This is a genomic window from Streptomyces sp. NPDC021012 (assembly GCF_044333355.1).
Taxonomy (GTDB): Bacteria; Actinomycetota; Actinomycetes; order Streptomycetales; family Streptomycetaceae; genus Streptomyces.
Window position 1 is genome coordinate 142,972 of record NZ_JBIRQU010000001.1, and the last position, 24,298, is coordinate 167,269.

Annotated in this window: 17 protein-coding genes; 10 read left to right on the forward strand and 7 right to left on the reverse strand. The window is 73.0% G+C overall.

From position 1 onward, the window contains the following. Positions 1-11: 11 nt before the first annotated feature. Positions 12-2,561: an alpha-glucan family phosphorylase gene (glgP, locus tag ACH4TP_RS00670; protein WP_398435054.1), complete on the reverse strand. Its 2,550-nt coding sequence runs from the start codon at positions 2,559-2,561 to the stop codon at positions 12-14. Between the two features lie 398 nt (positions 2,562-2,959). On the opposite strand from glgP, the gene ACH4TP_RS00675 reads away from it, so the two are divergent. The 4 genes from ACH4TP_RS00675 to glgB all read left to right on the forward strand — a co-directional run bounded on the left by ACH4TP_RS00675 (position 2,960) and on the right by glgB (position 10,619). Next, positions 2,960-4,945: an alpha-1,4-glucan--maltose-1-phosphate maltosyltransferase gene (locus tag ACH4TP_RS00675; protein WP_398188997.1), complete on the forward strand. Its 1,986-nt coding sequence runs from the start codon at positions 2,960-2,962 to the stop codon at positions 4,943-4,945. Next, entirely contained in the window at positions 4,942-6,636 is a 1,695-nt protein-coding gene (gene treS / locus ACH4TP_RS00680; protein WP_389236037.1) for a maltose alpha-D-glucosyltransferase, read from the forward strand. The genes ACH4TP_RS00675 and treS overlap by 4 nt, the downstream gene beginning before the upstream one ends. A 235-nt stretch (positions 6,637-6,871) precedes the next feature. After that, positions 6,872-8,209, forward strand: coding sequence for a maltokinase (locus tag ACH4TP_RS00685; RefSeq protein WP_398189001.1), 1,338 nt, complete (start codon positions 6,872-6,874; stop codon positions 8,207-8,209). Positions 8,210-8,387: 178 nt separating this feature from the next. Beyond that, the gene (glgB, locus tag ACH4TP_RS00690; protein ID WP_398435057.1) at positions 8,388-10,619 is read left to right on the forward strand and encodes a 1,4-alpha-glucan branching enzyme; all 2,232 of its coding nucleotides are present in this window, start codon (positions 8,388-8,390) and stop codon (positions 10,617-10,619) included. Here glgB and ACH4TP_RS00695 read toward each other — a convergent pair. Both ACH4TP_RS00695 and ACH4TP_RS00700 read right to left on the reverse strand, forming a co-directional pair. Further along, positions 10,606-12,843, reverse strand: coding sequence for a HelD family protein (locus ACH4TP_RS00695; RefSeq protein ID WP_389236043.1), 2,238 nt, complete (start codon positions 12,841-12,843; stop codon positions 10,606-10,608). The two genes, glgB and ACH4TP_RS00695, sit on opposite strands and share 14 nt — an antisense overlap. Positions 12,844-13,019: 176 nt before the next feature. Continuing rightward, entirely contained in the window at positions 13,020-13,538 is a 519-nt protein-coding gene (locus tag ACH4TP_RS00700; protein ID WP_398189007.1) for an Lrp/AsnC family transcriptional regulator, read from the reverse strand. Positions 13,539-13,605: 67 nt separating this feature from the next. Here ACH4TP_RS00700 and ACH4TP_RS00705 point away from each other — a divergent pair, with 67 nt between their 5' ends. Together ACH4TP_RS00705 and ACH4TP_RS00710 are read left to right on the forward strand one after the other, a co-directional pair. After that, complete coding sequence (locus ACH4TP_RS00705; protein ID WP_398435059.1) at positions 13,606-14,502, forward strand: NAD-dependent epimerase/dehydratase family protein; 897 nt, start codon at positions 13,606-13,608, stop codon at positions 14,500-14,502. After that, the gene (locus ACH4TP_RS00710; protein ID WP_398435061.1) at positions 14,502-15,383 is read left to right on the forward strand and encodes an aldo/keto reductase; all 882 of its coding nucleotides are present in this window, start codon (positions 14,502-14,504) and stop codon (positions 15,381-15,383) included. The genes ACH4TP_RS00705 and ACH4TP_RS00710 overlap by 1 nt, the downstream gene beginning before the upstream one ends. A gap of 41 nt (positions 15,384-15,424) precedes the next feature. On the opposite strand, the gene ACH4TP_RS00715 is transcribed toward ACH4TP_RS00710, so the two are convergent. Further along, on the reverse strand, positions 15,425-16,324 hold the full coding sequence (locus ACH4TP_RS00715) for an META domain-containing protein (protein ID WP_398435062.1): 900 nt from the start codon (positions 16,322-16,324) through the stop codon (positions 15,425-15,427). 220 nt (positions 16,325-16,544) lie between these two features. Beyond that, entirely contained in the window at positions 16,545-17,897 is a 1,353-nt protein-coding gene (locus ACH4TP_RS00720; protein ID WP_389236050.1) for a cation:dicarboxylate symporter family transporter, read from the reverse strand. A 195-nt stretch (positions 17,898-18,092) separates the two neighbouring features. Between ACH4TP_RS00720 and ACH4TP_RS00725 the strand changes: the two genes are divergently transcribed. The 4 genes from ACH4TP_RS00725 to ACH4TP_RS00740 all read left to right on the forward strand — a co-directional run bounded on the left by ACH4TP_RS00725 (position 18,093) and on the right by ACH4TP_RS00740 (position 22,095). Next, the gene (locus ACH4TP_RS00725; RefSeq protein ID WP_398189019.1) at positions 18,093-19,835 is read left to right on the forward strand and encodes an ATP-binding protein; all 1,743 of its coding nucleotides are present in this window, start codon (positions 18,093-18,095) and stop codon (positions 19,833-19,835) included. Further along, positions 19,832-20,527: a response regulator gene (locus ACH4TP_RS00730; RefSeq protein WP_398435065.1), complete on the forward strand. Its 696-nt coding sequence runs from the start codon at positions 19,832-19,834 to the stop codon at positions 20,525-20,527. Before ACH4TP_RS00725 ends, ACH4TP_RS00730 begins: the two co-directional genes overlap by 4 nt. Positions 20,528-20,691: 164 nt before the next feature. Further along, positions 20,692-21,300: a helix-turn-helix domain-containing protein gene (locus ACH4TP_RS00735; protein ID WP_389236265.1), complete on the forward strand. Its 609-nt coding sequence runs from the start codon at positions 20,692-20,694 to the stop codon at positions 21,298-21,300. A 54-nt stretch (positions 21,301-21,354) separates the two neighbouring features. Beyond that, on the forward strand, positions 21,355-22,095 hold the full coding sequence (locus ACH4TP_RS00740) for a tyrosine-protein phosphatase (protein ID WP_398435067.1): 741 nt from the start codon (positions 21,355-21,357) through the stop codon (positions 22,093-22,095). 16 nt (positions 22,096-22,111) lie between these two features. Here the strand turns inward: ACH4TP_RS00740 and ACH4TP_RS00745 are convergent, their stop codons facing one another. Continuing rightward, positions 22,112-22,873, reverse strand: a complete 762-nt coding sequence (locus ACH4TP_RS00745; RefSeq protein ID WP_389236058.1) for an RICIN domain-containing protein — start codon at positions 22,871-22,873, stop codon at positions 22,112-22,114. A gap of 131 nt (positions 22,874-23,004) precedes the next feature. Further along, a complete protein-coding gene (locus tag ACH4TP_RS00750; RefSeq protein WP_389236060.1) occupies positions 23,005-24,030 on the reverse strand; it encodes an ATP-dependent 6-phosphofructokinase in 1,026 nt (341 codons plus the stop codon). Between the last annotated feature and the right edge of the window lie 268 nt (positions 24,031-24,298).

A 24,298-nucleotide genomic window follows, 5' to 3' on the forward strand; every position in this document is an offset into this window, starting at 1 on the left:
GGTCCCCGGGGCTACCTCAGGAGCACTCCCGCCCCCTCCCCCGTCGACTCCTCCGGCAGCGCCGCGAGGCCGAGCTCGGCCGGGTGGGCGAGCAGCGGGTGGGCGGGCAGGACGCGGACGGTGCAGCCGAAGGAGCCGGTCCGGTCGAGCTCCAGGGTGCCCGCGTAGGGCAGGCGCCCGTCCAGGTCGGGGCCGCCCGCCGGCTTGAGGGCGACGGTGCGGGTGGCGGCGAGGGTGTCGTCGGCGTCGACGCGGCCGGTGACCGCCTGCACCTCGACGTCGTCGGGGCCGAGCGCGCCGAGCGCGACCCGGACCCGGACGACGGGCGTCGCGCCGAGTTCGGCGTCCGCCTCCGCGAGGTCGTCGCCGATCTCCACGTGCTCCACGGCCACCGCCGGCCAGGCCTCCCGGACCCGGGCCTTCCAGGCGGCGAGGTCCCGCGCCCGGTCCGGGCCGAGGGCCCGGTGGGCGCCGGCGGCGGGCACGTACAGCTTCTCGACGTACTCGCGGACCATCCGGTCGGCGAGGACCTTCGGGCCGAGGTCGGCGAGGGTGCGGCGGACCATGGCGGTCCAGCCGGACGGGACGCCGTCGGGGCCCCGGTCGTAGAAGCGGGGGGCGACCCGGCGCTCGATGAGCTCGTAGAGGGCGGCGGCCTCCAGGTCGTCGCGGCGGTCCTCGTCGGCGGCGGCCGCGCCGTCGGCGGTGGGGATGGCCCAGCCGAAGTCGGGCTGGTACCACTCGTCCCACCAGCCGTCGAGGACGGACAGGTTGAGGCAGCCGTTGAGCGCGGCCTTCATCCCGCTCGTCCCGCAGGCCTCCAGGGGGCGCAGGGGGTTGTTGAGCCAGACGTCGCAGCCGGGGTAGAGGCCGCGGGCCATCTCCATGCCGTAGTCGGGCAGGAAGACGATGCGGTGCCGGACCCGGGGGTCGTCGGCGAAGCGGACGAGTTCCTGCACGAGCCGCTTCCCGCCGTCGTCGGCGGGGTGGGCCTTGCCGGCGACGACGAGCTGCACGGGCCGCTCGGGGTGGAGGAGCAGCGCCCGCAGCCGGTCCTTGTCCCGCAGCATCAGGGTGAGCCGCTTGTACGAGGGGACGCGGCGGGCGAAGCCGATGGTGAGGACGTCGGGGTCGAGGACGGTCTCGGTCCAGCCGAGTTCGGCGGCGGCCGCGCCGCGCTGCCGCCAGGAGGCCCGCAGCCGGTCCCGTACGTCGGCGACGAGCCGTTCGCGCAGCGTCCGGCGCAGCTCCCACAGCTCCCGGTCGCTCGCGTCCGGTCCGAGGCGGGCGGCCTCGGGGGCGACCCAGGTGGGGGCGTGGACGCCGTTGGTGATGGAGGTGATGGGCACCTCGTCGGCGTCGAAGCCCGGCCAGAGTCCGGCGAACATGGAGCGGCTGACGGCGCCGTGGAGGGTGGAGACGCCGTTGGCGCGCTGGGCGAGGCGCAGGCCCATGGCGGCCATGTTGAAGACGCCGGGTTCGCCGCCGAGGGGGGTCTCGTCGCCGAGGGCGAGGATCCGGCCGAGGTCGACGCCGGGGAGGGCTCCGTCGGCGCCGAGGTGGCGGGCGACGAGGGCCCGGTCGAAGCGGTCGATGCCGGCCGGGACGGGGGTGTGGGTGGTGAAGACGGTGCCGGCCCGGACGACCTCCAGGGCGGCGTCGAAGTCGAGCCCCTCGCCGCCGAGTTCACGGACGCGTTCGAGACCGAGGAAGCCGGCGTGGCCCTCGTTGGTGTGGAAGACCTCGGGGACGGGGTGGCCGGTGAGCCGGGTGTACGTGCGGACGGCGCGGACCCCGCCGATGCCGAGGAGCATCTCCTGGAGGAGCCGGTGCTCGCTGCCGCCGCCGTACAGCCGGTCGGTGACGTTCCGTTCGCCGGGGGCGTTCTCCTCGACGTCGGAGTCGAGCATGAGGAGCGGGACACGCCCGACCCGGGCGATCCAGATCTGGGCATGCAGACTCCGCCCACCGGGCAGGGCCAGGGTGATCCGGGCGGGGCCGCCGTCGGCCTCGCGGAGCAGCGTGACGGGCAGCTCGCCGGGGTCGAGGACGGGGTACTGCTCCTGCTGCCAGCCGTCCCGGCCCAGGGACTGCCGGAAGTAGCCGTGCCGGTAGAGCAGACCGACGCCGATCAGCGGCACGCCGAGGTCGCTCGCGGACTTGAGGTGGTCCCCGGCGAGGATGCCGAGACCGCCGGAGTACTGCGGCAGGGCCGCGGCGACGCCGAACTCCGGCGAGAAGTAGGCGACGGCGGCCGGGGCGTCTCCGGGCCTGCCCTGGTACCAGCGGGGGGCGTTCAGATAGCGGTCGAGGTCCTCTGCCGCCTCGCCCAGCCGCGCCAGGAACCCCTGGTCCGCGGCGAGCGCGGCCAGCCGGGGCGCTTCCAGGGCGCCGAGGATCCGGACGGGGTCGATGCCGCCCGAGCGGTCGGGAGCGAGGGAGTCGAAGAGCGCCCGGGTGGGCTCGTGCCAGGACCAGCGCAGGTTGTGCGCGAGGTCGGCGAGGGGTCGAAGGGTGTCGGGGAGGACGGGACGCACGGTGAATCGACGGATTGCCTTCACGTTGTCCACCTTCGCAGGCCGTGACGGACCGGAGCGAAAGCACCACGCTGTGCGTCCGCGACTGTCGTCCCGGAAGATTAGGCCACCCTGGCGGACCCCACCAGAGCGCCCCCGTCACACCCGGCCGGTTCAGGCGCTTGCCGACGGGCCTACGTCCGAGTAGTTAACAAAGCGCCGGATTGCCCACCCGAGAACCGGGGGAAGGCTCCTCCGGTACGCCCCCGAACCCGTCTCCCCGAGCCTCCCGTTCATCCCAGTTCATCCCTGTGGACCCGCCATCCGAGTGAACGCGGACAGGAGCCGTCATGCCCGCAACCCGCCGGCCGCCGACGGAGCTAGAAAGAGCGCACCACCACCCGCACCCCCGTAACCCGTCAGGTGATGCCGTGAATCCGCTCATGGGACGCATTCCCGTACTGGACGTCCGCCCGTTGGTCGACTGCGGTCGACGACCCGCGAAGGCGGTGGCCGGAGAGTCCTTCGAGGTGACGGCGACCGTCTTCCGCGAGGGTCACGACGCGGTCGCCGCCAATGTCGTGCTGTGCGGCCCGTCGGGCCGCCCCGGGCCCTGGACGCCGATGCGCGAACTGGCGCCGGGGACCGACCGGTGGGGGGCCGAGGTCACCCCGGACGCCGAGGGCCTGTGGACGTACACCGTGGAGGCCTGGAGCGACCCGGTGGCCACCTGGCGCCACACGGCGAGGATCAAGATCCCGGCCGGGATCGACTCCGAACTGGTCCTCGCCGAGGGGGCCGAGCTGCACGAGCGGGCCGCGAAGGGCGTCCCGAAGAAGGGCGGTGGCCGGGAGGCCGTGCTCGCGGCGGCGGACGCGCTGCGCGACGTGTCGCGCCCGGCGGCGGTGCGGCTGGCGGCGGCGCTCGCCCCGCGGGTCGTCGAGGCCCTGGACCGCCACCCGCTGCGCGAACTGCTGTCCTCCTCCCCCGCGTTGCCGCTCCAGGTGGAGCGGGAGCGGGCCCTGTTCGGCTCCTGGTACGAGTTCTTCCCGCGCTCGGAGGGCGTGCGGAAGGTGAAGGGCCGTACGGTCCCGGGGAACTTCCGGACCGCGGCCGAACGGCTCCCGGCGATCGCGGCGATGGGCTTCGACGTGGTCTACCTGCCGCCGGTGCACCCGATCGGCGAGACCCACCGCAAGGGACCGAACAACTCCCTGTCGGCGTCCCCGAGCGACGTGGGCGTGCCGTGGGCGATCGGTTCGCCGGAGGGCGGGCACGACGCGCTCCACCCGGACCTGGGGACCTTCGAGGACTTCGACGCGTTCGTGGCGCGGGCGAGGGAGCTGCGCCTGGAGATCGCGCTCGACTTCGCGCTGCAGTGCTCGCCGGACCACCCGTGGGTGGAGAAGCACCCGGAGTGGTTCCACCACCGCCCGGACGGCTCGATCGCGTACGCGGAGAACCCGCCGAAGAAGTACCAGGACATCTATCCGATCGCGTTCGACCGGGACATGGACGGGATCGTCGCGGAGACCGTGCGGATCCTGCGGTTCTGGATGGACCACGGCATCCGGATCTTCCGCGTCGACAACCCGCACACCAAGCCGGTGGTGTTCTGGGAGCGGGTGATCGGCGAGGTCAACCGGGCCGACCCGGACGTGATCTTCCTGGCGGAGGCGTTCACCCGGCCGGCGATGATGCGGACGCTCGGCGCGATCGGCTTCCAGCAGTCGTACACGTACTTCACCTGGCGCAACACCAAGGAGGAGCTGACGGAGTACCTCACCGAGCTGTCCGGGGAGACGGCCGCGCTGATGCGGCCGAACTTCTTCGTGAACACCCCCGACATCCTGCACGCCTACCTCCAGGAGGGCGGCCGGCCCGCGTTCGAGGCGCGCGCCGTGCTCGCCGCGACGCTCTCGCCGTCCTGGGGCATGTACGCCGGGTACGAGCTGTGCGAGAACACCGCGCTGCGGGACGGAAGCGAGGAGTACCTCGACTCGGAGAAGTACCAACTCAGGCCGCGCGACTGGGAGTCGGCGGAGCGGGCGGGGGCGACGATCACCCCGCTGATCACCGCCCTGAACCGGATCAGGCGCCGCCACCCGGCCCTCCGCCGGCTGCGGAACCTGACCTTCCACGACACCGACAACCCGCAGGTGATCGCGTACTCGAAGCGCTCGGGTTCGAACATCGTTCTGGTGGTCGTCAACCTCGACCCGCACCATACCCAGGAGGCTTCACTCTCGTTGAACATGCCGGAACTCGGCCTCGACTGGCACGAGACCGTGCCGGTGCGCGACGAGCTCACCGGCGAGACCTATCACTGGGGCAGGGCCGCTTACGTGCGCCTGGAACCGGGCGTCACGCCCGCGCACGTACTCGCCCTGCGACCGTCCCCGCAGACCGGAGGGTCACCCACCACATGACTGTCAACGAGCCCGTCCCCGACACCTTCGAGGACACCCCCGCCAAGGACCGCGATCCCGACTGGTTCAAGCGGGCGGTGTTCTACGAGGTCCTCGTCCGCTCCTTCCAGGACAGCAACGGCGACGGCGTCGGCGACCTGAAGGGCATCACGTCCAAGCTGGACTACCTCCAGTGGCTGGGCGTGGACTGCCTCTGGCTGCCGCCGTTCTTCAAGTCCCCGCTGCGGGACGGCGGCTACGACGTCGCCGACTACACCTCGGTGCTCCCCGAGTTCGGCGACCTCGCCGACTTCGTGGAGTTCGTCGACGCGGCCCACCAGCGCGGGATGCGCGTGGTCATCGACTTCGTCATGAACCACACCAGCGACCAGCACGAGTGGTTCCAGGAGTCGCGGCGCGACCCGGACGGCCCGTACGGCGACTACTACGTCTGGGCGGACGACGACAAGCAGTACGCGGACGCCCGGATCATCTTCGTCGACACCGAGACCTCCAACTGGACCTTCGACCCGGTCCGCAAGCAGTACTACTGGCACCGGTTCTTCTCGCACCAGCCGGACCTCAACTACGAGAACCCGGCGGTGCAGGAGGAGATCCTGTCCGCGCTGAAGTTCTGGCTGGACCTGGGGATCGACGGCTTCCGGCTCGACGCGGTGCCGTACCTGTACCAGCAGGAGGGCACCAACTGCGAGAACCTCCCGGCCACCCACGCCTTCCTCAAGCGGGTCCGCAAGGAGATCGACGACCACTACCCGGACACGGTGCTGCTCGCCGAGGCCAACCAGTGGCCGGAGGACGTCGTCGACTACTTCGGCGACTTCCGCTCCGGCGGCGACGAGTGCCACATGGCCTTCCACTTCCCGGTCATGCCGCGCATCTTCATGGCCGTGCGCCGCGAGTCCCGCTACCCGGTCTCCGAGATCCTGGCGAAGACCCCGGAGATCCCCTCCGGCTGCCAGTGGGGCATCTTCCTGCGCAACCACGACGAGCTCACGCTCGAAATGGTCACGGACGAAGAGCGCGACTACATGTACGCCGAGTACGCCAAGGACCCGCGCATGCGGGCCAACATCGGCATCCGGCGGCGGCTCGCCCCGCTCCTCGACAACGACCGCAAGCAGATGGAGCTGTTCACCGCGCTGCTCTTCTCGCTGCCCGGCTCGCCGGTGCTGTACTACGGCGACGAGATCGGCATGGGCGACAACATCTGGCTGGGCGACCGGGACGGGGTGCGGACCCCGATGCAGTGGACCCCCGACCGGAACGCGGGCTTCTCCTCCTGCGACCCGGGACGGCTCTACCTGCCGGCCATCATGGACCCGGTCCACGGCTACCAGGTGACGAACGTCGAGGCGGGCATGGCCTCTCCGTCCTCGCTGCTGCACTGGACGAAGCGGATGATCGAGATCCGTAAGCAGAACCGGGCCTTCGGGACGGGGACGTACACGGAACTCCCGGCCTCCAACCCGGCGGTGCTCGCCTTCCTCCGCGAAGACGGCGACGACCTCGTGCTGTGCGTGAACAACTTCTCGCGGCACGCACAGCCGACCGAGCTCGACCTGCGCCGCTTCGACGGCACCCGGCCCGTGGAGCTGATCGGCGGGGTGCAGTTCCCGGCCATCGGCCAGCTCCCCTACCTCCTGACCCTTGCGGGACACGGCTTCTACTGGTTCCGTCTCAAGAAGGCCTGAGCCGCGACCAGTTCCGGGTGGGGCGGTTTCCCCCGTCCCACCCTGGGCACTGTGAACGACACACGATCCACGCCGTGATTCAGGTCCATCCGGGCCTTCTTGCCGGGCCCATACGGATCTTCCCTTTCCGACACGTCCCGCACATCCGGACAGTCACAGCCGCCATCCGGGACACTCTGCGCATTTGAACGCATACGAAAGCCACTTGCGCACCCCGGGGAAAGGACGCGATGCCATGCCGGAGACCGCATCCACCACCCGGGCCCCGGACGCCCTCCTTCCGTCCCTCGCTCCCCTGCTCCACGAATGGCTGCCGCGGCAGCGCTGGTTCGCGGGCAAGGGACGCCGGGTCACCGGATTCACGCTGGACGCGGCCACCGAGCTGCTACCCCTGGACGGCGCGGGACCCGGCCTCCTCCATCTGCTCGTACGGGTCGAACAGCCGGGCCGCCCGGCCGGAACGCCCGCCGACTGCTACCAACTGCTCCTGGGCGTACGGACCCAGCTGCCGCCCCGCCTCGCCCCCGCCCTGATCGGGCGGATCCGGCAGGGCCCGCTCGCCGGACGCGCCGTGTACGAGGGACTGCGCGATCCGCGCCTCGCCGGCCTCCTGTACGAGCGGCTGCGCACCCCGGGCCGCACGGGCCCGCTGCGCTTCCACGCCACGACACCGCTCCCCCCTGCCCTGGCCCCCCGGATGCTGGACGCGGAACAGTCCAACTCCTCCCTGGTCTACGGGGATTCGTTCATCCTGAAGATCTTCCGGAGGGTCAGTCCGGGCGCCAACCCGGACCTGGAGCTCCCCCTCGCCCTGGCCGGGGCCGGCTGCGCCCGCGTCCCGGCGCCGGTGGCCTGGTTCGAATCGGGCGCCTCCACCCTCGGCGTCCTCCAGCCCTATCTGCGGGACTCCCGCGACGGCTGGCGGCTCGCCCTCGACGCGCTGGCGGACGGGCGGGAGTTCACGACGGAGGCGCGGGCGCTGGGCCGCGCGACGGCGGAGGTGCACCTGGCGCTGGCCTCGGCCCTGCCGACCCGGCGGCTCGCCCACGCGGAGACCGAGCAACTGGCGGCGGCGATGGACCGGCGCCTCCACGCGGCGGCGCAGGCGGTGCCCGCGCTGCTGCCGTACGTCCCGGGCCTGCGGGCCGTGTTCGCCGCGGCGAGCGGCGGGGCCGCGGTGCAGCGCGTCCACGGCGACCTGCACCTCGGGCAGACCCTGCGCGGCTCCGACGGCGGCTGGGCCGTCATCGACTTCGAGGGCGAACCGGCGAAGCCCCTCGACGAACGCCGCAGCCCCCAGCCCACCGTCCGCGACATCGCCGGAATGCTCCGCTCCTTCGACTACGCGGCCCGCACCCACCGCCCCTGGAACGCCGACTGGGCCACCCGGTGCCGGGCCGCCTACTGCACCGGATACGCGGAGACGGCGGGCGTGGACCCGCGCGCCGACCCCGCGCTCCTGCGCGCCTACGAGACGGACAAGGCGGTGTACGAGGTCGTGTACGAGGCCCGGCACCGCCCGGACTGGCTCCCGGTCCCGATGTCCGCGATCGAACGCCTCGCGGCCCGGTGAACCGCGACGTGTCGGGCCCGCGGCGGGCGGGCCCGACACGTTCGGCGCAGTCCGGCCGCGCGCCGCACCGCCCCCCGCCTGCGAAAGCCCGACGCGCCCCGTTCGGCCGAGTGTCCCGGCCCGCCGCCGCACCGTTCCGTTCCCGTATCCCCTTCCCCTGCCCCCAGGAGGCACCCCCGTGACCGGCCGTCCCGCAGGCAAGAAGTCCAGCACCGTACGGAAGGCGCCCCTGCTCGATCCGGGCGACCGGGCCCGGCTGCTCGCCGGGGAGCATCACGATCCGCACGGTCTGCTCGGCGCGCACCCGGTGAAGGGCGGGGTCGTCATCAGGGCGCTGCGCCCCTGGGCGAAGGAGGTCGCCGTCCTCACCAAGGGCAAGCGGCTCCCGATGGACGACGACGGCGACGGGCTGTTCTCGGTGTTCGTCCCGCTGCTGCGGAAGGTCCCGGCGTACGAGCTGCGGGTGCGGTACGACGGGGACGAGCTGCCCGTCCAGGACCCGTACCGCTTCCTGCCCTCCCTCGGCGAGCTCGACCTGCACCTGATCGGCGAGGGCCGGCACGAGGAGCTGTGGACGGCGCTCGGCTCGCACCCGATGACCCACGAGGGCGTCGCCGGCACCCGCTTCGCCGTGTGGGCGCCGAACGCGCGCGGCGTGCGGGTCACGGGTGACTTCACGCACTGGGACGGCACGGCGCTGCCGATGCGCTCGCTGGGCTCGACGGGCGTGTGGGAGCTGTTCGTGCCGGGGATCGGCGAGGGCGCCGTCTACAAGTACGACATCACGCGCCCCGACGGCTCGCACACGGTCCGCGCGGACCCGATGGCCCGCCGGACCGAATGCCCGCCGAACACCGCCTCGATCGTCACCGAGTCGCACTACGCCTGGGACGACGCGGAGTGGATGGAGCGGCGCGGGGCGCGCCCGCCGCACGAGGCGCCGATCTCGGTCTACGAGGTGCACCTGCCGTCGTGGCGGCCGGGTCTCAGCTACCGCGAGCTGGCCGAGCAGCTGCCCGCGTACGTCCGCGACCTCGGGTTCACGCACGTGGAGTTGATGCCGGTCACCGAGCACCCCTTCGGCGGGTCCTGGGGCTACCAGGTGACCGGGTTCTACGCGCCGACGGCCCGCATGGGCACCCCGGACGACTTCAGGTTCCTCGTCGACGCGCTGCACCGGGCCGGGATCGGCGTCCTGATGGACTGGGTGCCCGCGCACTTCCCGAAGGACGACTGGGCGCTCGCGGAGTTCGACGGGCGGCCGCTGTACGAGCACGAGGACCCGCGCCGTTCGCACCATCCCGACTGGGGGACCCTGGAGTTCGACTACGGCCGCAAGGAGGTGCGGAACTTCCTGGTCGCGAACGCCGTGTACTGGTGCCAGGAGTTCCACGTGGACGGGCTGCGGGTGGACGCGGTGGCGTCGATGCTCTACCTGGACTACTCGCGGGAGCACGGCGAGTGGCTGCCGAACGAGTTCGGGGGCCGGGAGAACCTGGACGCGGTCCGCTTCCTCCAGGAGATGAACGCCACCGTGTACCGGCGCTGCCCCGGCGTCGTCACCTTCGCCGAGGAGTCGACGGCCTGGGACGGGGTGACGCGGGCGACGGACCAGGTGGGTCCCGGCGGCTTCGGCGGTCTGGGCTTCGGCATGAAGTGGAACATGGGCTGGATGCACGACTCGCTCCAGTACATGGAGAAGGAGCCGGTGCACCGCAAGTACCACCACCACGAGATGACGTTCTCGATGGTGTACGCGTACAGCGAGAACTACATCCTGCCGATCTCGCACGACGAGGTGGTGCACGGCAAGCGGTCGCTGGTGTCGAAGATGCCGGGCGACTGGTGGCAGCAGCGGGCCAACCACCGCGCCTATCTGGGCTTCATGTGGGCGCACCCGGGCAAGCAGCTGCTTTACATGGGGCAGGAGTTCGCGCAGGGCGGGGAGTGGTCGGCGGACCACGGTCCCGACTGGTGGCTGCTCGATCCGGCGTACGGGGCGGAGGCGGACCACCGGGGGGTGCGGGACCTCGTCCGGGACCTGAACACGGTGTACGCGGCGACGCCCTCGCTCTGGGAGCGGGACACCGTCCCGGACGGTTTCCAGTGGGTGGTGGGGGACGCGGCCGAGGACAACGTCTTCGCGTTCCTCCGTTTCGACGGCTTCGGTTCGCCGCTGCTCGCCGTGTGCAACTTCTCCCCGGTGGTGCGCCACGACTACCGGCTGGGGGTGCCGGACACGTTCGCGGCCTGGGCGGAGGTCCTGAACACGGACGCGTCCCGGTACGGGGGCTCGGACGTGGTCGGCACCGACCCGGTGAAGACCGAGTCGGTGCCGTGGCACGGCCGTGACGCGAGCGTACGGATGACGCTGCCGCCGCTGGCGACGGTGTGGCTCAGGCCTGCCTGATCACTCCGAGGCGCTGAGTGGCCCGGGTGAGCGCCACGTACAGGTCGTTGACCCCGTGCGTGGCGCCGTCCCGGATGCCGTCCGGGTCGACGACGAGGACGGTGTCGAATTCGAGGCCCTTCGCCTGCCGGGGGTCGAGGAGGACGACCGGTCGGGTGAGGTCGGGCTTCGGGCCGTAGGAGGCCTCGGGGAGGGCGGCGATCAGGCCGGGGTGGAACCCGGCCGGGGCGATGACGGCGATCCGGCCCTCCTCGCGGAGTTCGGCGGCGACCGCGTCCGCGGCCTCCTTCACCGGGTCCTCCACGGTCCGGTCCCAGGGCTCGACGCCGGTGGAGCGCACCGAGCGGGGCGGTTCGAAGCCGGGGTCGGCGGCCCGCCGGGCCTCGGCGGCGACGGCCATGATCTCGGCGGGCGTGCGGTAGTTGACGCCGAGGCGGACGTGGTCCCAGCGGTCCTCGACGTACGGGCCGAGGATGGACTGCCAGGCGCCGACGCCGGCGGGGTCGCCGGTCTGGGCGGGGTCGCCGACGAGGGTCATGGAGCGGCTGGGGCTGCGGCGCATGAGGAGCCGCCAGGCCATGGCGGAGAGCTCCTGGGCCTCGTCGACGATGATGTGGCCGAAGGCCCAGGTGCGGTCGGCGGCGGCCCGCTCGGCGGCGGTGCGGTGGTCGGCCTCCTCGTGGCGCTCGGCGAAGCGCTCGGCGTCGATGATGTCGTGGGCGGAGAGGACCTCGGAGGCGTCCTTGTCGAGCTCCTCCTTGTCCTCGAACTCGTAGGTGCGGGAGGCGAAGGAGACGTCGAGGACGCCCTGCGCGTACTGGATCTGCTTCTGGCGCTCGGCCTCCTCGGCGGCGCGGAGGGCGGAGTCGTCCTCGCCGAGGAGTTCGGCGGCCTCGTCGAGCAGGGGGACGTCGGCGGGGGTCCAGGGGCCGCCGTCGCGCCGGATCGCCTCGACGTCCGCCTCGTCGCCCAGGTGCGTGGGCTCGGCGAGGTAGTCGGCGAGGAACTCCTGCGGGGTGAGCGGCGGCCACAGGGTGTCGATGGCGGCGTGGACGTCGGGGTTGGCGGCGATGCCCTTGGCGAGCAGGGCGATGTCGTCGGGGCCGAGGAAGTTGGGGCCGCCGTAGGGGTCGGCGCCGATGCGGTCGGCGAGCTGTTCGGCGAGCGCGTCGAGGATCCGGAAGACGAAGTAGGGGCGGGCCAGGTTGTGCGGGAGGAAGGTCTCGCGGGCCTTGTGGCGGGCTTCGAGGGCCATGTCCCAGTCGATGACCAGGTCGCCGTCCTCGTGCGGGACGATCAGCGGTTCGCCGCGCTCGGGGACCTGCTGGCGGTCCCGTACGGCGGCGGCGAGGGCCTCGGCCATGGCGGCGGCGCCCTTGACGGCGGCGGCGCGCGGGGTGTCGGTGCCGGTGGCGCGGACGCCCGGGAAGAGCTCGGCGGGGGTGGCGAGGAGGACGCCGGTCTCGCCGAGGGAGGGCAGGACGTTGCCGATGTAGCCGAGGAAGGCGGGGTTGGGGCCGACGATGAGGACGGCCCGCTTGGCGAGCTGCTCGCGGTGCGCGTAGAGGAGGTACGCGGCCCGGTGCAGGGCGACGGCGGTCTTGCCGGTGCCGGGGCCGCCCTCGACGACGAGGACCCCGCGGTGCGGGGAGCGGATGATGGCGTCCTGCTCGGCCTGGATGGTCTGCACGATGTCGTGCATCCGGCCGGTGCGGGCGGCGTCGAGCGCGGCGAGGAGGACCTCGTCGGCGTTCCGGCTCTCGTGGCCGGTGCGGGTGGCGTCGGCGAGGTCGAGGACCTCGTCGTGGAGGGAGACGACCTCGCGCCCCTTGGTGGTGATGTGCCGGCGGCGGGTGAGGCCCATGGGCTCGTAGCCGGTGGCGAGGTAGAAGGGGCGGGCGATCTCGGCGCGCCAGTCGACGACGAGCGGGGTGCGGTTCGGGTCGTCCTCGCGGATGCCGAGCCGGCCGATGTGGTGGTCGCGGCCGTCCCTGAAGACGAGCCGGCCGAAGCAGAGCCCGCTCTCCCCGGCGTTGAGCGCGGAGAGCAGCCCGGACTGCTCGGCGACCATCACGTCCCGTTCGAGGCGGCCCTGGCTGCTGCCGACCCCGGGGGTGCGGAGCGCCTGCTCGACGGCGGCTTCGGCCTGGTCCCTGAGGTCGTCGAGTCGTGCGTAGAGATCGGTGATGAATTGCTGCTCATTCCGAAATTCCTCGGTTGACAATTCGACTCCCGGCGCGATACAGTGCGTTTATTGAACTTCTCCGCGTCTCCGGTATGCCCGGACACGGAATCCACCAATATACGCGAGGCAATACCCCGACTGTCAATTCTAGTCGGGGTATTTCTGTATGCCTCGGTGTCGCCGCCCGGAAGGCCACGAGGGCGGGGGCGGGGGCCTCAGGACGGCGGCAGGAGCGGCTTCCGCTGGACCGGGGAGGACAGCACGATCGAGGTCGTGGTCCGGCCGAGCGCCGAGGTCTGCTCCAGGACCTCCTCCAGGTGGATGGTGTCGGTGACGGCGACCTTGAGGATCCAGCAGTCCTCGCCGACCACGTGGTGGACCTCCAGGACCTCGGGGCGCGCGGTGAGCTCCAGGGTGCGGGGGTGCTTGAGGTTGTAGCCGGCATGCGGGTTCACGCGGATGAAGGCCTGGATGCCGTAGCCGAGCAGGGCCGGCGAGACGTGCGCGCCGTAGCCGGTGACCGCCCCGCTCGCCTCCAGGCGGCGGACGCGCTCGGTGACGGCGGCGGGGCTGAGCCGGACGCGGCGGCCGAGCTCGCTGAGCCTGATGCGGCCGTCGGTCTGCAGGAGGTCCAGGATCTGCCGGTCGATGGGGTCGAAAGCGGGCGCCGAGGTTTCGTCGGTGGCGGCGCGCGAATGCCGTGGTTCCTTCGGCGGTACGGCTCGCACTCCCATGTTTCCCCCTTCAATCGGCGAGCGCACAACGTAACACTTGTCCCGTCGAGCAAGGGAGTTGGGATTCATGGACATTCTGGTCATCGGCGGGAACCGCTATTTCGGAAAGCGGCTCATCGCGCTCCTCCGGGAATCCGGGCACCGCGTCACGGTGCTCAACCGGGGCTCTTCCGCCGCCCCGGAGGGAATCGAGCGGCTGGTCGCCGACCGCGACGACGAGGACGCGCTCGCATCCGTTCTCGCGGGCCGCTCCTTCGACGTCGTCGTGGACCAGGTCTGCTACACCCCGCGCCAGGCGGAGATCGCCCGGCGGGTGTTCGGGACGCGGACGCGGCGCTATGTGATGACCTCGACCGTGGAGGTGTACGAGTACGAGGACTCGGCCGTACCGGTCGCCGAGTCGGCCCTCGACCTGGCCGCGGTGACCGTCGACACGGGACTGCCCTGGGAGGACCCGGAGTTCCTCGACGCGCACTACGGGGAGGGCAAGCGACAGGCCGAGGCGGTCTTCGCGGCGGGTTCCCCGTTCGCCTGGGCCTCGGTGCGGGTGGCGCACGTGCTCGGCGGCGCGGACGACTTCACGGGCCGCCTGGACCACTACGCGCGGCGGATCCGGGCGGGCGAACCGATATCCGTGCCGGTGGTGAACCACCCCGCGACGTACGTCCACGTGGAGGAGATCGCCGCGTTCCTCGCCTGGGCGGTCGGGGCGGAGTTCACCGGCCCGGTGAACGCGCACTCCCACGGCCCCCTCACCACGGCCGACCTCTGCGCGGAGATCGAGAAGCTCGTGGGCGGCCGGACGGTGTTCCGGGAGGTGGAGGTCGGCGAGGTCTCGCCGTTCTCCTTCGCCCGCTCGTACGGCATGGACAACTCCCGTGCGGTTGGGCTCGGTTACGCGTTCAGCGATTCCGGCGAGTGGCTGGCGAAGGCCGTCGCCGAGACGATCGGGGAGGCACGCTGATGCGGTACCGGACGCTGGGCGACGTACGGGTCGGGGCGATCGGCTTCGGCACGATGCCGCTCTCCATCGAGGGCCGCCCCGACGAGGCGCGGGCCGTCGCCACCGTGCACGCGGCCCTGGACGCGGGGGTGACCCTGCTCGACACCGCCGACTCCTACCACCCGCCGGGCGGCACACCGGGCGAGGGCGAACTCCTCGTGCGGCGGGCCCTCGCCTCCTACGGCGGCTCCACGGACGAGGTGCTCGTGGCCACGAAGGGCGGCCGGGGGCGCACCGCCGACGGCGGCTGGACCGTGGACGGCCGGCCCGAGCACCTGCGGCGGGCGGCGGAGGACTCGGCGCGGCGGCTCGGCGGCGACGCGATCGGCCTGTACCAGCTGCACAAGCCGGACCCGGCCGTCCCGTACGCCGAATCCCTCGGAGCGGTACGGAAGTTGCTGGACGCGGGCACGATCCGCCTGGCGGGCGTCTCGAACGTGGACACCGGGCAGATCCTGCTGGCCCGCGAGATCCTCGGTGACCGGCTGGTCTCCGTCCAGAACCGGTACTCGCCGGCGGTACGGGACAGCGAGGCGGAGCTGCGGCTCTGCGCTTCGCTCGGCCTCGCGTTCCTGCCGTGGAGCCCGCTGGGCGGGATCTCGCGGAGCTCGCTCGACGGGGCGTCCGCGCTGGAGGAGGACCCGGAGTTCGGGGCCTTCCACCGGGTGGCGCGGACGCACGGGGTCAGCCCCCAGCGGGTGGCCCTCGCCTGGCTCCTGACCCGCTCGGAAACGGTCCTCCCGATCCCGGGGGCGAGCCGACCCGAGACGGTGCGGGACTCGGCGGAGGCGGCGGCCCTGCGGCTCGCGCCGGAGGACCTGTCGTCCCTGAACGCGCCCTGACCCGCACGCCCGCCCCGGCGCCGCCGGCCGCGCCGACGGCCTCAGGAGCCGTTCGGCATCGCCACCCAGCCGTATCCGAAGCGGTCCAGGCCCCGGGACTCGTCGATGGCCTCGAAGGCGTGGGTCAGGGCGTGGCCGTATTCCATCCGGCGCGGGACCATCTCGTCCGTCAGCAGCATGCGTTCCTGGTCCATGAGCTCTCGCGAGCAGGTCCGGTGGGTGGTCCGGGTGAGCCGGTCCATCGAAAGGGTGTCGTCGTCGAAGACGGCCCTGCCGGTGAAGTCGTTGCAGCCGGCCTTGCCGGTGACGGTCCCGTCCCGGTGGAAGACGTAGTACACCTCCTCGCCGCCGACGACCGGCGCGACGGAGTCGCCCACGACCACGTGGTCCAGCCGCCACCGGGAACCGAAGAGCCCCTGGGGGCGTATCAGTTTCACCGCGACGTAGTCGCCCTCCCGGTTCCTCAGGTCCATCGTGAGGTCGTCGACGCGCCGGTCGATGCCGAGCGGCCCGCTGAAGAGCTTGCGCAGCTTTTCCCCGAAGACCCGGTACGACGTCGGGCAGTGTTCGGCCGAGGGCCCTCCGTCGACCTTCCGGCCGACGGTGAGCGCCGCTTCCGCGACGGTGACCGCCGCCCTGAAGGGGACGCACCCGTAGTTGCCCTCGGCCGTACCGTCACGGCCGAACTCGACCCATGCCGCGGCACGGGGCGGCGCGGTGGTCACCCGCCCGCCGACGGTGATCCACTGCACGTACCAGCGCGCTCCCACCAGCAGTCCCCCGTTCCCGCCGGGGCCCCGGGGAGCGGGTACGGCCGTGGCCCTTCCCGCGTCCGTCGGCCTCGTGTCCGCCGACGCGCACCCGGCGACGAGGATCAGGACGGCGAGGAGGGCTCCGGCGATGGCCCCGGCACGGATTCCACGCTCGGCGGTCGTTCGCATGGAGTGTGAGACGGACGAGACCCGCGCAGGGTTGCGGAGCTCCTCTTCGGCTGCCGCCGCGTACCGCCCGAAGTCGCCACGGAGGCGGGGGCACCGCCCCACGGGACGCGGCCCCCGTACGACGGACGCGGGTCCGTACGTGCGGGGGCCGGCGGGGAGCGGCGCGGGCCGGGAGCAGCGCGGGTCGGGAGCGGCGCCGGTCGGGGGCGGGGTCCGGGGGTCAGACGCCCGCGCGGGCCCTCTCCTCGCCCTCGTCCGCGCGCTGGTCGGGCACCGGTGCCGGACCGTGGTCGTCCACGAGCGTCGTCTCGTCGAAGGGGACGCGGCCCGCGAGGACCTCCGCGGCCCGCTCCTTGTCGATCTCCTTCGTCCACGTGCCGACGAGCACCGTCGCCACCGCGTTGCCGGCGAAGTTGGTGAGGGCGCGGGCCTCGCTCATGAAGCGGTCGATGCCGACGATCAGGCCGACCCCGTCGACGAGGTCGGGGCGGTGCGACTGGAGGCCGCCCGCGAGGGTGGCGAGCCCGGCGCCCGTGACGCCCGCCGCGCCCTTCGAGGCGATGATCATGAAGACGAGGAGCGAGATCTGCTCGCCGATCGACAGCGGGTTGCCCATCGCCTCGGCGGTGAAGAGCGAGGCCATCGTCAGGTAGATCGCGGTGCCGTCGAGGTTGAAGGAGTAGCCGGTCGGCACGGTGATGCCGACGACCGGCTTGCTGACGCCCAGGTGCTCCATCTTCGCGATGAGCCGCGGCAGCGCGGACTCGGAGGACGAGGTGGAGAGGATCAGCAGGAACTCGCGGCCCAGGTACTTCAGGAGCGACCAGATGTTGATCCCGGCGATCAGGCGGAGCAGCGTACCGAGGACGAGGAAGACGAAGAGCCCGCAGGTGACGTAGAAGCCGATCATGATCATGGCGAGGGACTTGAGCGCGGCGGCACCCGTCGCGCCGACGACGGCCGCGATCGCGCCGAACGCGCCTACGGGCGCGGCCCACATGATCATGCCGAGGATGCGGAAGACGAGCTTCTGGATGTGCCCGATCCCGCGCAGGACGGGCTCTCCGGCGGAGCCCATGGCCTGGAGCGCGAAGCCGGCGAGGAGGGCGACGAGGAGGGTCTGGAGGACCTCGCCCTCGGTGAAGGCGGAGACGAGGGTCTTCGGGATCATCCCGAGCAGGAAGTCCGGCGTGGACTGGTGCGCGCCCTCCGCCTGCTTCGCGCCGGCCTCGGCGAGCTCCTTGGTGAGGTGGAGCCCGGAGCCGGGCTCCAGGAGGTTGCCGACGAGCAGACCGATCGCGAGTGCGACGGTCGACATCACGAGGAAGTAGCCGAGGGCGAGCCCGCCGACGGCGCCGACCTTCGCGGCCTTGCGGACCGAGCCGACGCCGAGCACGATCGTGCAGAAGATGATCGGCGAGATCATCATCTTGATCAGGTTGACGAAGCCGGTGCCCAGGGGCTTGAGCTCGACGGCGACGCCCGGCGCCAGGAAGCCGACCGCGATGCCGAGCAGTACGGCGCCGATGACGGCCAGATACAGATAGTGGGTGCGGTCCCGGCGTGCGGCCACGGGGTCCTCCTCGTGCTGATGGGTGTCCACGTCCCGGTGGACCTCCGCGACTATCCATCAGCCTGTGACCCGGGTCACGATTGCGTGCCTTTCGTTCACGGCGGGCCTCGACGGGCACCGCCGGGAGCGGCCGGGAAGGGCACGATTCGGGAACGCGGTACCGCCCGCGACCGTTCCCACGTGCACACTTACCGCATGCGTCTCCCCCTCCGCCGTCCCCGCAGCCTCGCCGGCCAGCTCTTCGCGATGCAGGTCGTGCTCGTGGCCGTCGTCGTGGCGGGCTGCGCGGTCTTCGCGTACGTCACGGACCGGGCGCAGGCCGAGGAGACCGCGCGGCGCCAGGCCACCGCGACCGCCGCCGCCGTCGCCGACTCCCCGTCCGTGGCCGCCGCCGCCCGCTCCGCCGACCCGACGGCCGTCCTCCAGCCGTACGCGGAGTCGCTGCGCCGCCACGCGGGCGTCGCCTTCGTGGTGATCATGGCCCCGGACGGCACCCGCTGGACGCATCCCGAGCCGGCGCAGATCGGGCGCACGTACCTCGGCCACATCGAGGAGGCCCGGCGGGGCCGGCTCTACTCCGAGACGCACCTCGGCGTCCTCGGCCCCTCCGTCCGGACGGTGGCGCCCGTCCTCGACCACGGCCGGGTCGTCGCCCTGGTCAGCGCGGGCATCACCATCGACAGGATCAGCGAGCAGGTACGGCAGCAGGTGACCGCGCTGCTCGGCATGGCGGGCGCGGCGCTCGCGCTCGGCGGCGCGGGGACGTACGTCGTGAACGCCCGCCTGCGCCGCCACACGCACGGCATGAACGCCACCGAACTGAGCCGGATGCACGACTACCACGAGGCCGCGCTGCACGCGGTCCGCGAAGGGCTCGTGATGCTCGACGGACGGCGGCGGATCGCCCTCATCAACGACGGCGCGCGGGAGCTGCTCGGCCTGGACGAGGGGGTCGTCGGCCGGTCCGCCGCCGAACTCGGCCTGCCCGCCCCGCTGACCGGGGCGCTGCTCTCCTCCGAGCCGCGCGTCGACGAGACGCACCTGACGGCCGAACGGGTCCTCGTGGTCAACACCCGCCCGGTGGTGGGCGGGGAGCGGCGCGGCACCGTCGTCACGCTCCGGGACCGCACCGAGCTCCAGGCGCTCTCCGGCGAGCTGGACTCCGAGCGGGGCTTCACGGAGGCGCTGCGCTCCCAGGCCCACGAGGCGGCGAACCGGCTGCACACGGTCGTGTCGCTGATCGAACTGGGCCGGGTGGCGGAGGCGGTGGAGTTCGCGACGGCGGAACTGGAGCTCGCGCAGGCCCTGACGGACCGGGTCGTCGACGCCGTCGGCGAGCCGGTCCTCGCGGCGCTGCTGCTCGGCAAGGCGGCGCAGGCCAACGAGCGGGGCGTGGAGCTGGTCCTCACCGAGGACAGCCGCATCGACGACGGCCGGGTGCCGGCGGCCCTGCCCTCCCGGGACCTCGTGACGATCCTGGGCAACCTCATCGACAACGCGGTCGAGGCGGCCGGCGGGACCCCGCAGGCGCGCGTGACGGTCACGGTCGCGGCCCGCGCGGGCGACGGCGAACTGCTGCTGCGGGTCGGCGACAACGGCCCCGGCGTCCGCCCCGCCGACCGCGAGGCCGTCCTCGGCCGCGGCTGGTCCACCCGGGGCCCCGGCCGCGGCCTCGGCCTGGCCCTGGTCGGCCAGGCCGTCTCCCGCGCCTCGGGCACACTGGACCTCGCGGAGGCCGCGGAGGGCGGCGCCCAGTTCACCGTACGACTGCCGCTGCCGCGGGAGGGCGGGGCGACGGACGGCGGCCCCGGAGCCGCGGACGGCCTCGGCGCCACCGGCGCCTCCGGCCGCCCCGAGGCCGGCGGAGGGCGCGGCGCGAACGGCCGGCCCGGCGCCCCCACGGGCCCCCGCGCCGCCGGACCGGAGGTGATCGCGTGAGTACGGCTCCGCTGCGGGTCCTCGTCGTCGAGGACGATCCCGTCGCCGCCGACGCCCACGCGCTCTACGCGGGGCGCGTCGAGGGCTTCCGGGTCGTCGGGGTGGCGCACTCGCGGGCGGCGGCCGTGCGGATCCTGGACCGGACGCCGGTCGACCTGATCCTGCTGGACCTCTATCTGCCCGACGGCCACGGCCTCCAGCTGCTTCGTGCCCTGCGGGCCGCCGGGCACTCCGCCGACGTCATCGCCGTGACCTCGGCCCGTGACCTGGCGGTCGTCCGCGAGGGGGTGTCCCTCGGGGTCGTCCAGTACGTCCTGAAGCCCTTCGCGTTCGCCACGCTCCGGGACAGGCTCGTCCGGTACGCCGAGTTCCGGGCGGCCGCCGGGGAGGCCTCCGGGCAGGACGAGGTGGACCGGGCCCTGGCCACGCTCCGGGCCCCGCAGCCCGCCACGCTCCCCAAGGGGCTGAGCGCCCCGACGCTCGAAGCGGTCACCCGGACCCTCCGCGCCGCCCCGGCGGGGCTCACCGCCGCCGAGGCGGGCGCGGCCGTCGGGATCTCCCGGATCACCGCGCGCCGCTATCTGGAGCACCTCGTCACCGGCGGCCGGGCCGTGCGCGCCCCGCAGTACGGCCAGATAGGGCGGCCCGAGCTCCAGTACCGCTGGCTCGACGGTCCCGCGCGCGGGCACTGAGCGGCGGGACGGTTACCTTCCGGTTCCCACGTTCCTACGACGACGCACGTTGGGGGAACGCACCGTAGCCACCCGTCACTTCTCGTATCTACCGTGGCGGGGTGCACCAACCCTCCCCTCCCTTCGACGCCCAGGCCGCGCGCCGGCTCCGCGAGGCCCTCGGCATGGCCCCCGGACACGTCGCCTACGGCCTGCGGGCGCAGTACGGCCTCCTCGTCCACCCCGACACCGTGGTCGCCTGGGAGCGCGGCCGGGCGATCCCGGACGAGCAGGAGCTCACCGCCCTCGCGGGCGTCCTGTGGTGCTCCCCCGTGGACCTGATCGCCGCCCCCGCCACCCTGCGGGAGCACCGGGTCGCGCGCGGGATCGCCGCCGAGGAGCTCGCCCGGCGGGTGGGCGTGTCGGCCTCCGCGTACCAGCGGATGGAGGACGAGGGCCGCTGGCACGGCAACGAACGCCAGACGGCCGCCCTCGCCGAGGCGCTCGGTCTCGGGCCGCGCGCCCTGATCACCGCGACCGGCGGCGACGAGGTGCTCGCGGAGCTGCTGCGCAGCGCGGTCAGCACGCGCTGGCAGGCGTACGTGAAGCCGGTCGTGAAGATGGTGCCGCTGCCCAAGCGGATCGTGGAGCCCGCGCTCCAGCGGCTCCACACGGAGTACCACGCGCGGATGGTCGCGGTCAGCAGCTGGGGCGCGCCGGGGACGACCGGCGACGAGGGGCGCGTCTACCTGGACGGGATAACCGAGCACTTCTGGGCGGCGGTCGGTCCGTGACGGCGGAACCGGCCCCCGGTACGTGACCGCGGGACCGGTCCGTACATTGGCGCCGTGAGACGACACATACCGTTCGACCGACTCCACAACTTCCGTGACCTGGGCGGCTATCGGACCGCCGGCGGCGGCACCGTGCGGTGGGGGACCCTCTACCGCTCCGACTCCCTCGGCAAGCTCGCGGACGCCGACCCCGCCGACCTGGAGCGCTTCCGCGCGCTGGGCGTGGGCACGGTGATCGACCTGCGCTATCCGTGGGAGATCGCCCGCAAGGGACGCCTTCCGGAGACCGAGGGGGTCTCCTGGCACAACCTCTCCATCGAGCACCGCCCCTACGACCAGGAGGCGATCGACCCGGCCCTCGACCCCTGGCGCTACCTCGCCGACCGGTTCGCCGAGGTCGCCGAGGACGGGGCGGAGGAGCTCCGCGCGGCCCTGGAGCTGATCGCCGCCGCCGAGGGGCCGCTCGTCTTCCACTGCGCCTCCGGGAAGGACCGCACGGGTCTGCTCGCGGCCGTCGTCCTCGCCCTCCTGGACGTCCCGGACGAGGAGATCCTCGCGGACTTCGCGCTCACCGAGCTGGCCACGGAGCGGCTGATCGGCGACTGGCGGGCGGCGCATCCGGGCCGGGAGCCGCGCTGGCCGGGCTTCGGCCGGGCGCCCGCCGACGTCATCCGGCTGTTCCTCGCGGACCTGCGCGGGCGGTACGGCTCGGTGCACGGGTACGTCACCGGGCACGTCGGGCTCGACCCGGCGGTGGTGACGGCGCTCAGGGCCCGTCTGGTGGAGGCCGCCTGAGCCCGGGTCCCGGTCCTCAGTCCGCCCGGTCGAAGTCGAAGAGCTGGCCCGCCGCGTCCGGCGCGCAGGGCGCCTGGGCGAGCCGCGCCCAGGCGGCCTCGCGGTCGCCGACGACGGTGACGCAGCCGCCGGGGGTCGCCGAGCCGACCGGGACGATCCGGTAGCCCTCGACGGGGGTGCCGTACGCCTCCAGGGTGAAGGCCTCCACCCGGGTCGGGTCACCGCAGGCGGCGTCCTCGTACGCGGCGTCGGGTATCCGTCCGCCGGAGGGTATGCCGGAGCAGCCGGGGCCGAGGTCGGGGTGGTGCGAAACGATCCTCCACCGGCCGCCGCCCAGCTCCGCGAGCGAGTAGCGCGGGAGTCCCGCGGCGGCGCACGGCAGCTGGTGGACCCGGCCGGTGCGGGCGCCGCGCCGCTCGCCGAGGCAGAACTCGGTGCCGGCCACCCGGATGCGGACGTCCCCGGCGGCGGGGGCGGTGGGGGTGCGGGGCGGATGTCCGGCCTGCCCGTCCTTCAGGAAGGCGACGACGCTGGCGCCGGCGAGCACGAGACCCGCGAGCGCGACCGCCGCGACCAGGCCGCGCCGTATCCGGGACCGGGGCCCCGGACGGGCCTCGCCGGGCTCCGGGGCCTCGGGGGCGCCGGGCCAGGCGGGCGGTGCGTCGGGGGCCTCGGCGGCGGCCGGGCCCGGGGCCGCCGGGCCGGGTCCGTACATCCCGCCGGTCGCGGGCTCCTCCCGTGCGGTCCGCGGATCAGGAGTGTGCTCCCCCGGCGTCATCCGCGCCTCCCCCCTTCCGCCGGACAGGGTCGGGACGTGTCCGGGACAGGCCCCAGCCTTGTTGATCGCGCGCCGGGGCTCAAGGGGGGAATCCGGCATTTCCGGGGGGCCGGAAAGCCGGGGAGTCGCGCCTAGAAGACCGACTCCGCCTCGCGCATGCGGTCCTCCGGGACCGTCTTGAGCTGGGTCACGGCCTCGGCCAGCGGCACCATCTCGACGTTCGTGCCGCGCAGGGCCGTCATCCGGCCGAAGTCGCCGTTGTGCACGGCCTCCACCGCGTGCCAGCCGAAGCGGGTGGCGAGCACCCGGTCGTACGCGGTCGGCGTGCCGCCGCGCTGGACGTGGCCGAGGATGACGGGCCGGGCCTCCTTGCCGAGGCGGCGCTCCAGTTCGTACGCGAGGGCCGTGCCGATGCCCTGGAAGCGCTCGTGGCCGAACTGGTCGATCTCGCCCTTGTCGTAGTCCATCGTGCCCGCGGCGGGGTGCGCGCCCTCGGCGACGCAGATGACGGCGAACTTCTTGCCCCGGGAGAAGCGCTCCTCGACCATCTTGACCAGGTCGGCCGGGTCGAAGGGGCGCTCGGGCAGGCAGATGCCGTGGGCGCCGCCGGCCATGCCGGACTCCAGGGCGATCCAGCCGGCGTGGCGGCCCATCACCTCGACGACCATCACCCGCTGGTGGGACTCGGCGGTGGTCTTGAGCCGGTCCATGGCCTCGGTGGCGACGCCGACGGCGGTGTCGAAGCCGAAGGTGCGGTCGGTGGAGGAGATGTCGTTGTCGATGGTCTTGGGGACGCCGACGACGGGCACGCCGGCCTCGTGGAGCATCCGGGCGGCGGTGAGGGTGCCCTCGCCGCCGATCGGGACGAGCGCGTCGAAGCCGCTCTTCTCGATGAGCTCCTTGGCGTTGTCGCAGGCCGCGCGGAAGCGGTCGCGCTCCAGGCGGGAGGAGCCGAGGATGGTGCCGCCGCGGGCGAGGATGCCGCTGACGGCGTTGAGGTCGAGGGGGCGGTAGCGGCCGTCGAGCAGGCCCGCGTAGCCGTCCTCGAAGCCGATGACCTCGTCTCCGTAGTGGGTGACCGCCCGGTGCACGACCGACCGGATCACTGCGTTCAGGCCGGGGCAGTCGCCGCCTGCGGTGAGAACTCCGATGCGCATCGTGCTGTGTCTCCTGCTCGGTCGCGGTCCGTTGTGAGCCACTTCGATTCTCACACGCCGTTACCGGCGGGCGCGCTCGCCGGCCGTCCGCGCGTCCTTCCCCGCGGCCCCGGGAAGGCCTTTCGTCCCGGGTTCCCGGGCCCTTCGTCCGGCGGGCGACCTAACCATTGCCGGGGGTATTGTCAAGGGGGTAATGCCGCCCTATCGGGGCTTTCTGAGCACTGTCGATTGACGCACGGGCCGCGGAGAAGGTGCCGCGAGGGCACCC

What these genes read in the sequence shown, in the direction of transcription:
- ACH4TP_RS00675 (WP_398188997.1), top strand. Translation starts at nt 2,960, where the DNA reads ATGGGACGCATTCCCGTACTGGACGTCCGCCCGTTGGTCGACTGCGGT.
- treS (WP_389236037.1), top strand. Translation starts at nt 4,942, where the DNA reads ATGACTGTCAACGAGCCCGTCCCCGACACCTTCGAGGACACCCCCGCC.
- ACH4TP_RS00685 (WP_398189001.1), top strand. Translation starts at nt 6,872, where the DNA reads ATGCCGGAGACCGCATCCACCACCCGGGCCCCGGACGCCCTCCTTCCG.
- ACH4TP_RS00700 (WP_398189007.1), bottom strand. Translation starts at nt 13,538, where the DNA reads ATGGGAGTGCGAGCCGTACCGCCGAAGGAACCACGGCATTCGCGCGCC.
- ACH4TP_RS00705 (WP_398435059.1), top strand. Translation starts at nt 13,606, where the DNA reads ATGGACATTCTGGTCATCGGCGGGAACCGCTATTTCGGAAAGCGGCTC.
- ACH4TP_RS00710 (WP_398435061.1), top strand. Translation starts at nt 14,502, where the DNA reads ATGCGGTACCGGACGCTGGGCGACGTACGGGTCGGGGCGATCGGCTTC.
- ACH4TP_RS00715 (WP_398435062.1), bottom strand. Translation starts at nt 16,324, where the DNA reads ATGCGAACGACCGCCGAGCGTGGAATCCGTGCCGGGGCCATCGCCGGA.
- ACH4TP_RS00725 (WP_398189019.1), top strand. Translation starts at nt 18,093, where the DNA reads ATGCGTCTCCCCCTCCGCCGTCCCCGCAGCCTCGCCGGCCAGCTCTTC.
- ACH4TP_RS00735 (WP_389236265.1), top strand. Translation starts at nt 20,692, where the DNA reads ATGGCCCCCGGACACGTCGCCTACGGCCTGCGGGCGCAGTACGGCCTC.
- ACH4TP_RS00745 (WP_389236058.1), bottom strand. Translation starts at nt 22,873, where the DNA reads ATGACGCCGGGGGAGCACACTCCTGATCCGCGGACCGCACGGGAGGAG.
- ACH4TP_RS00750 (WP_389236060.1), bottom strand. Translation starts at nt 24,030, where the DNA reads ATGCGCATCGGAGTTCTCACCGCAGGCGGCGACTGCCCCGGCCTGAAC.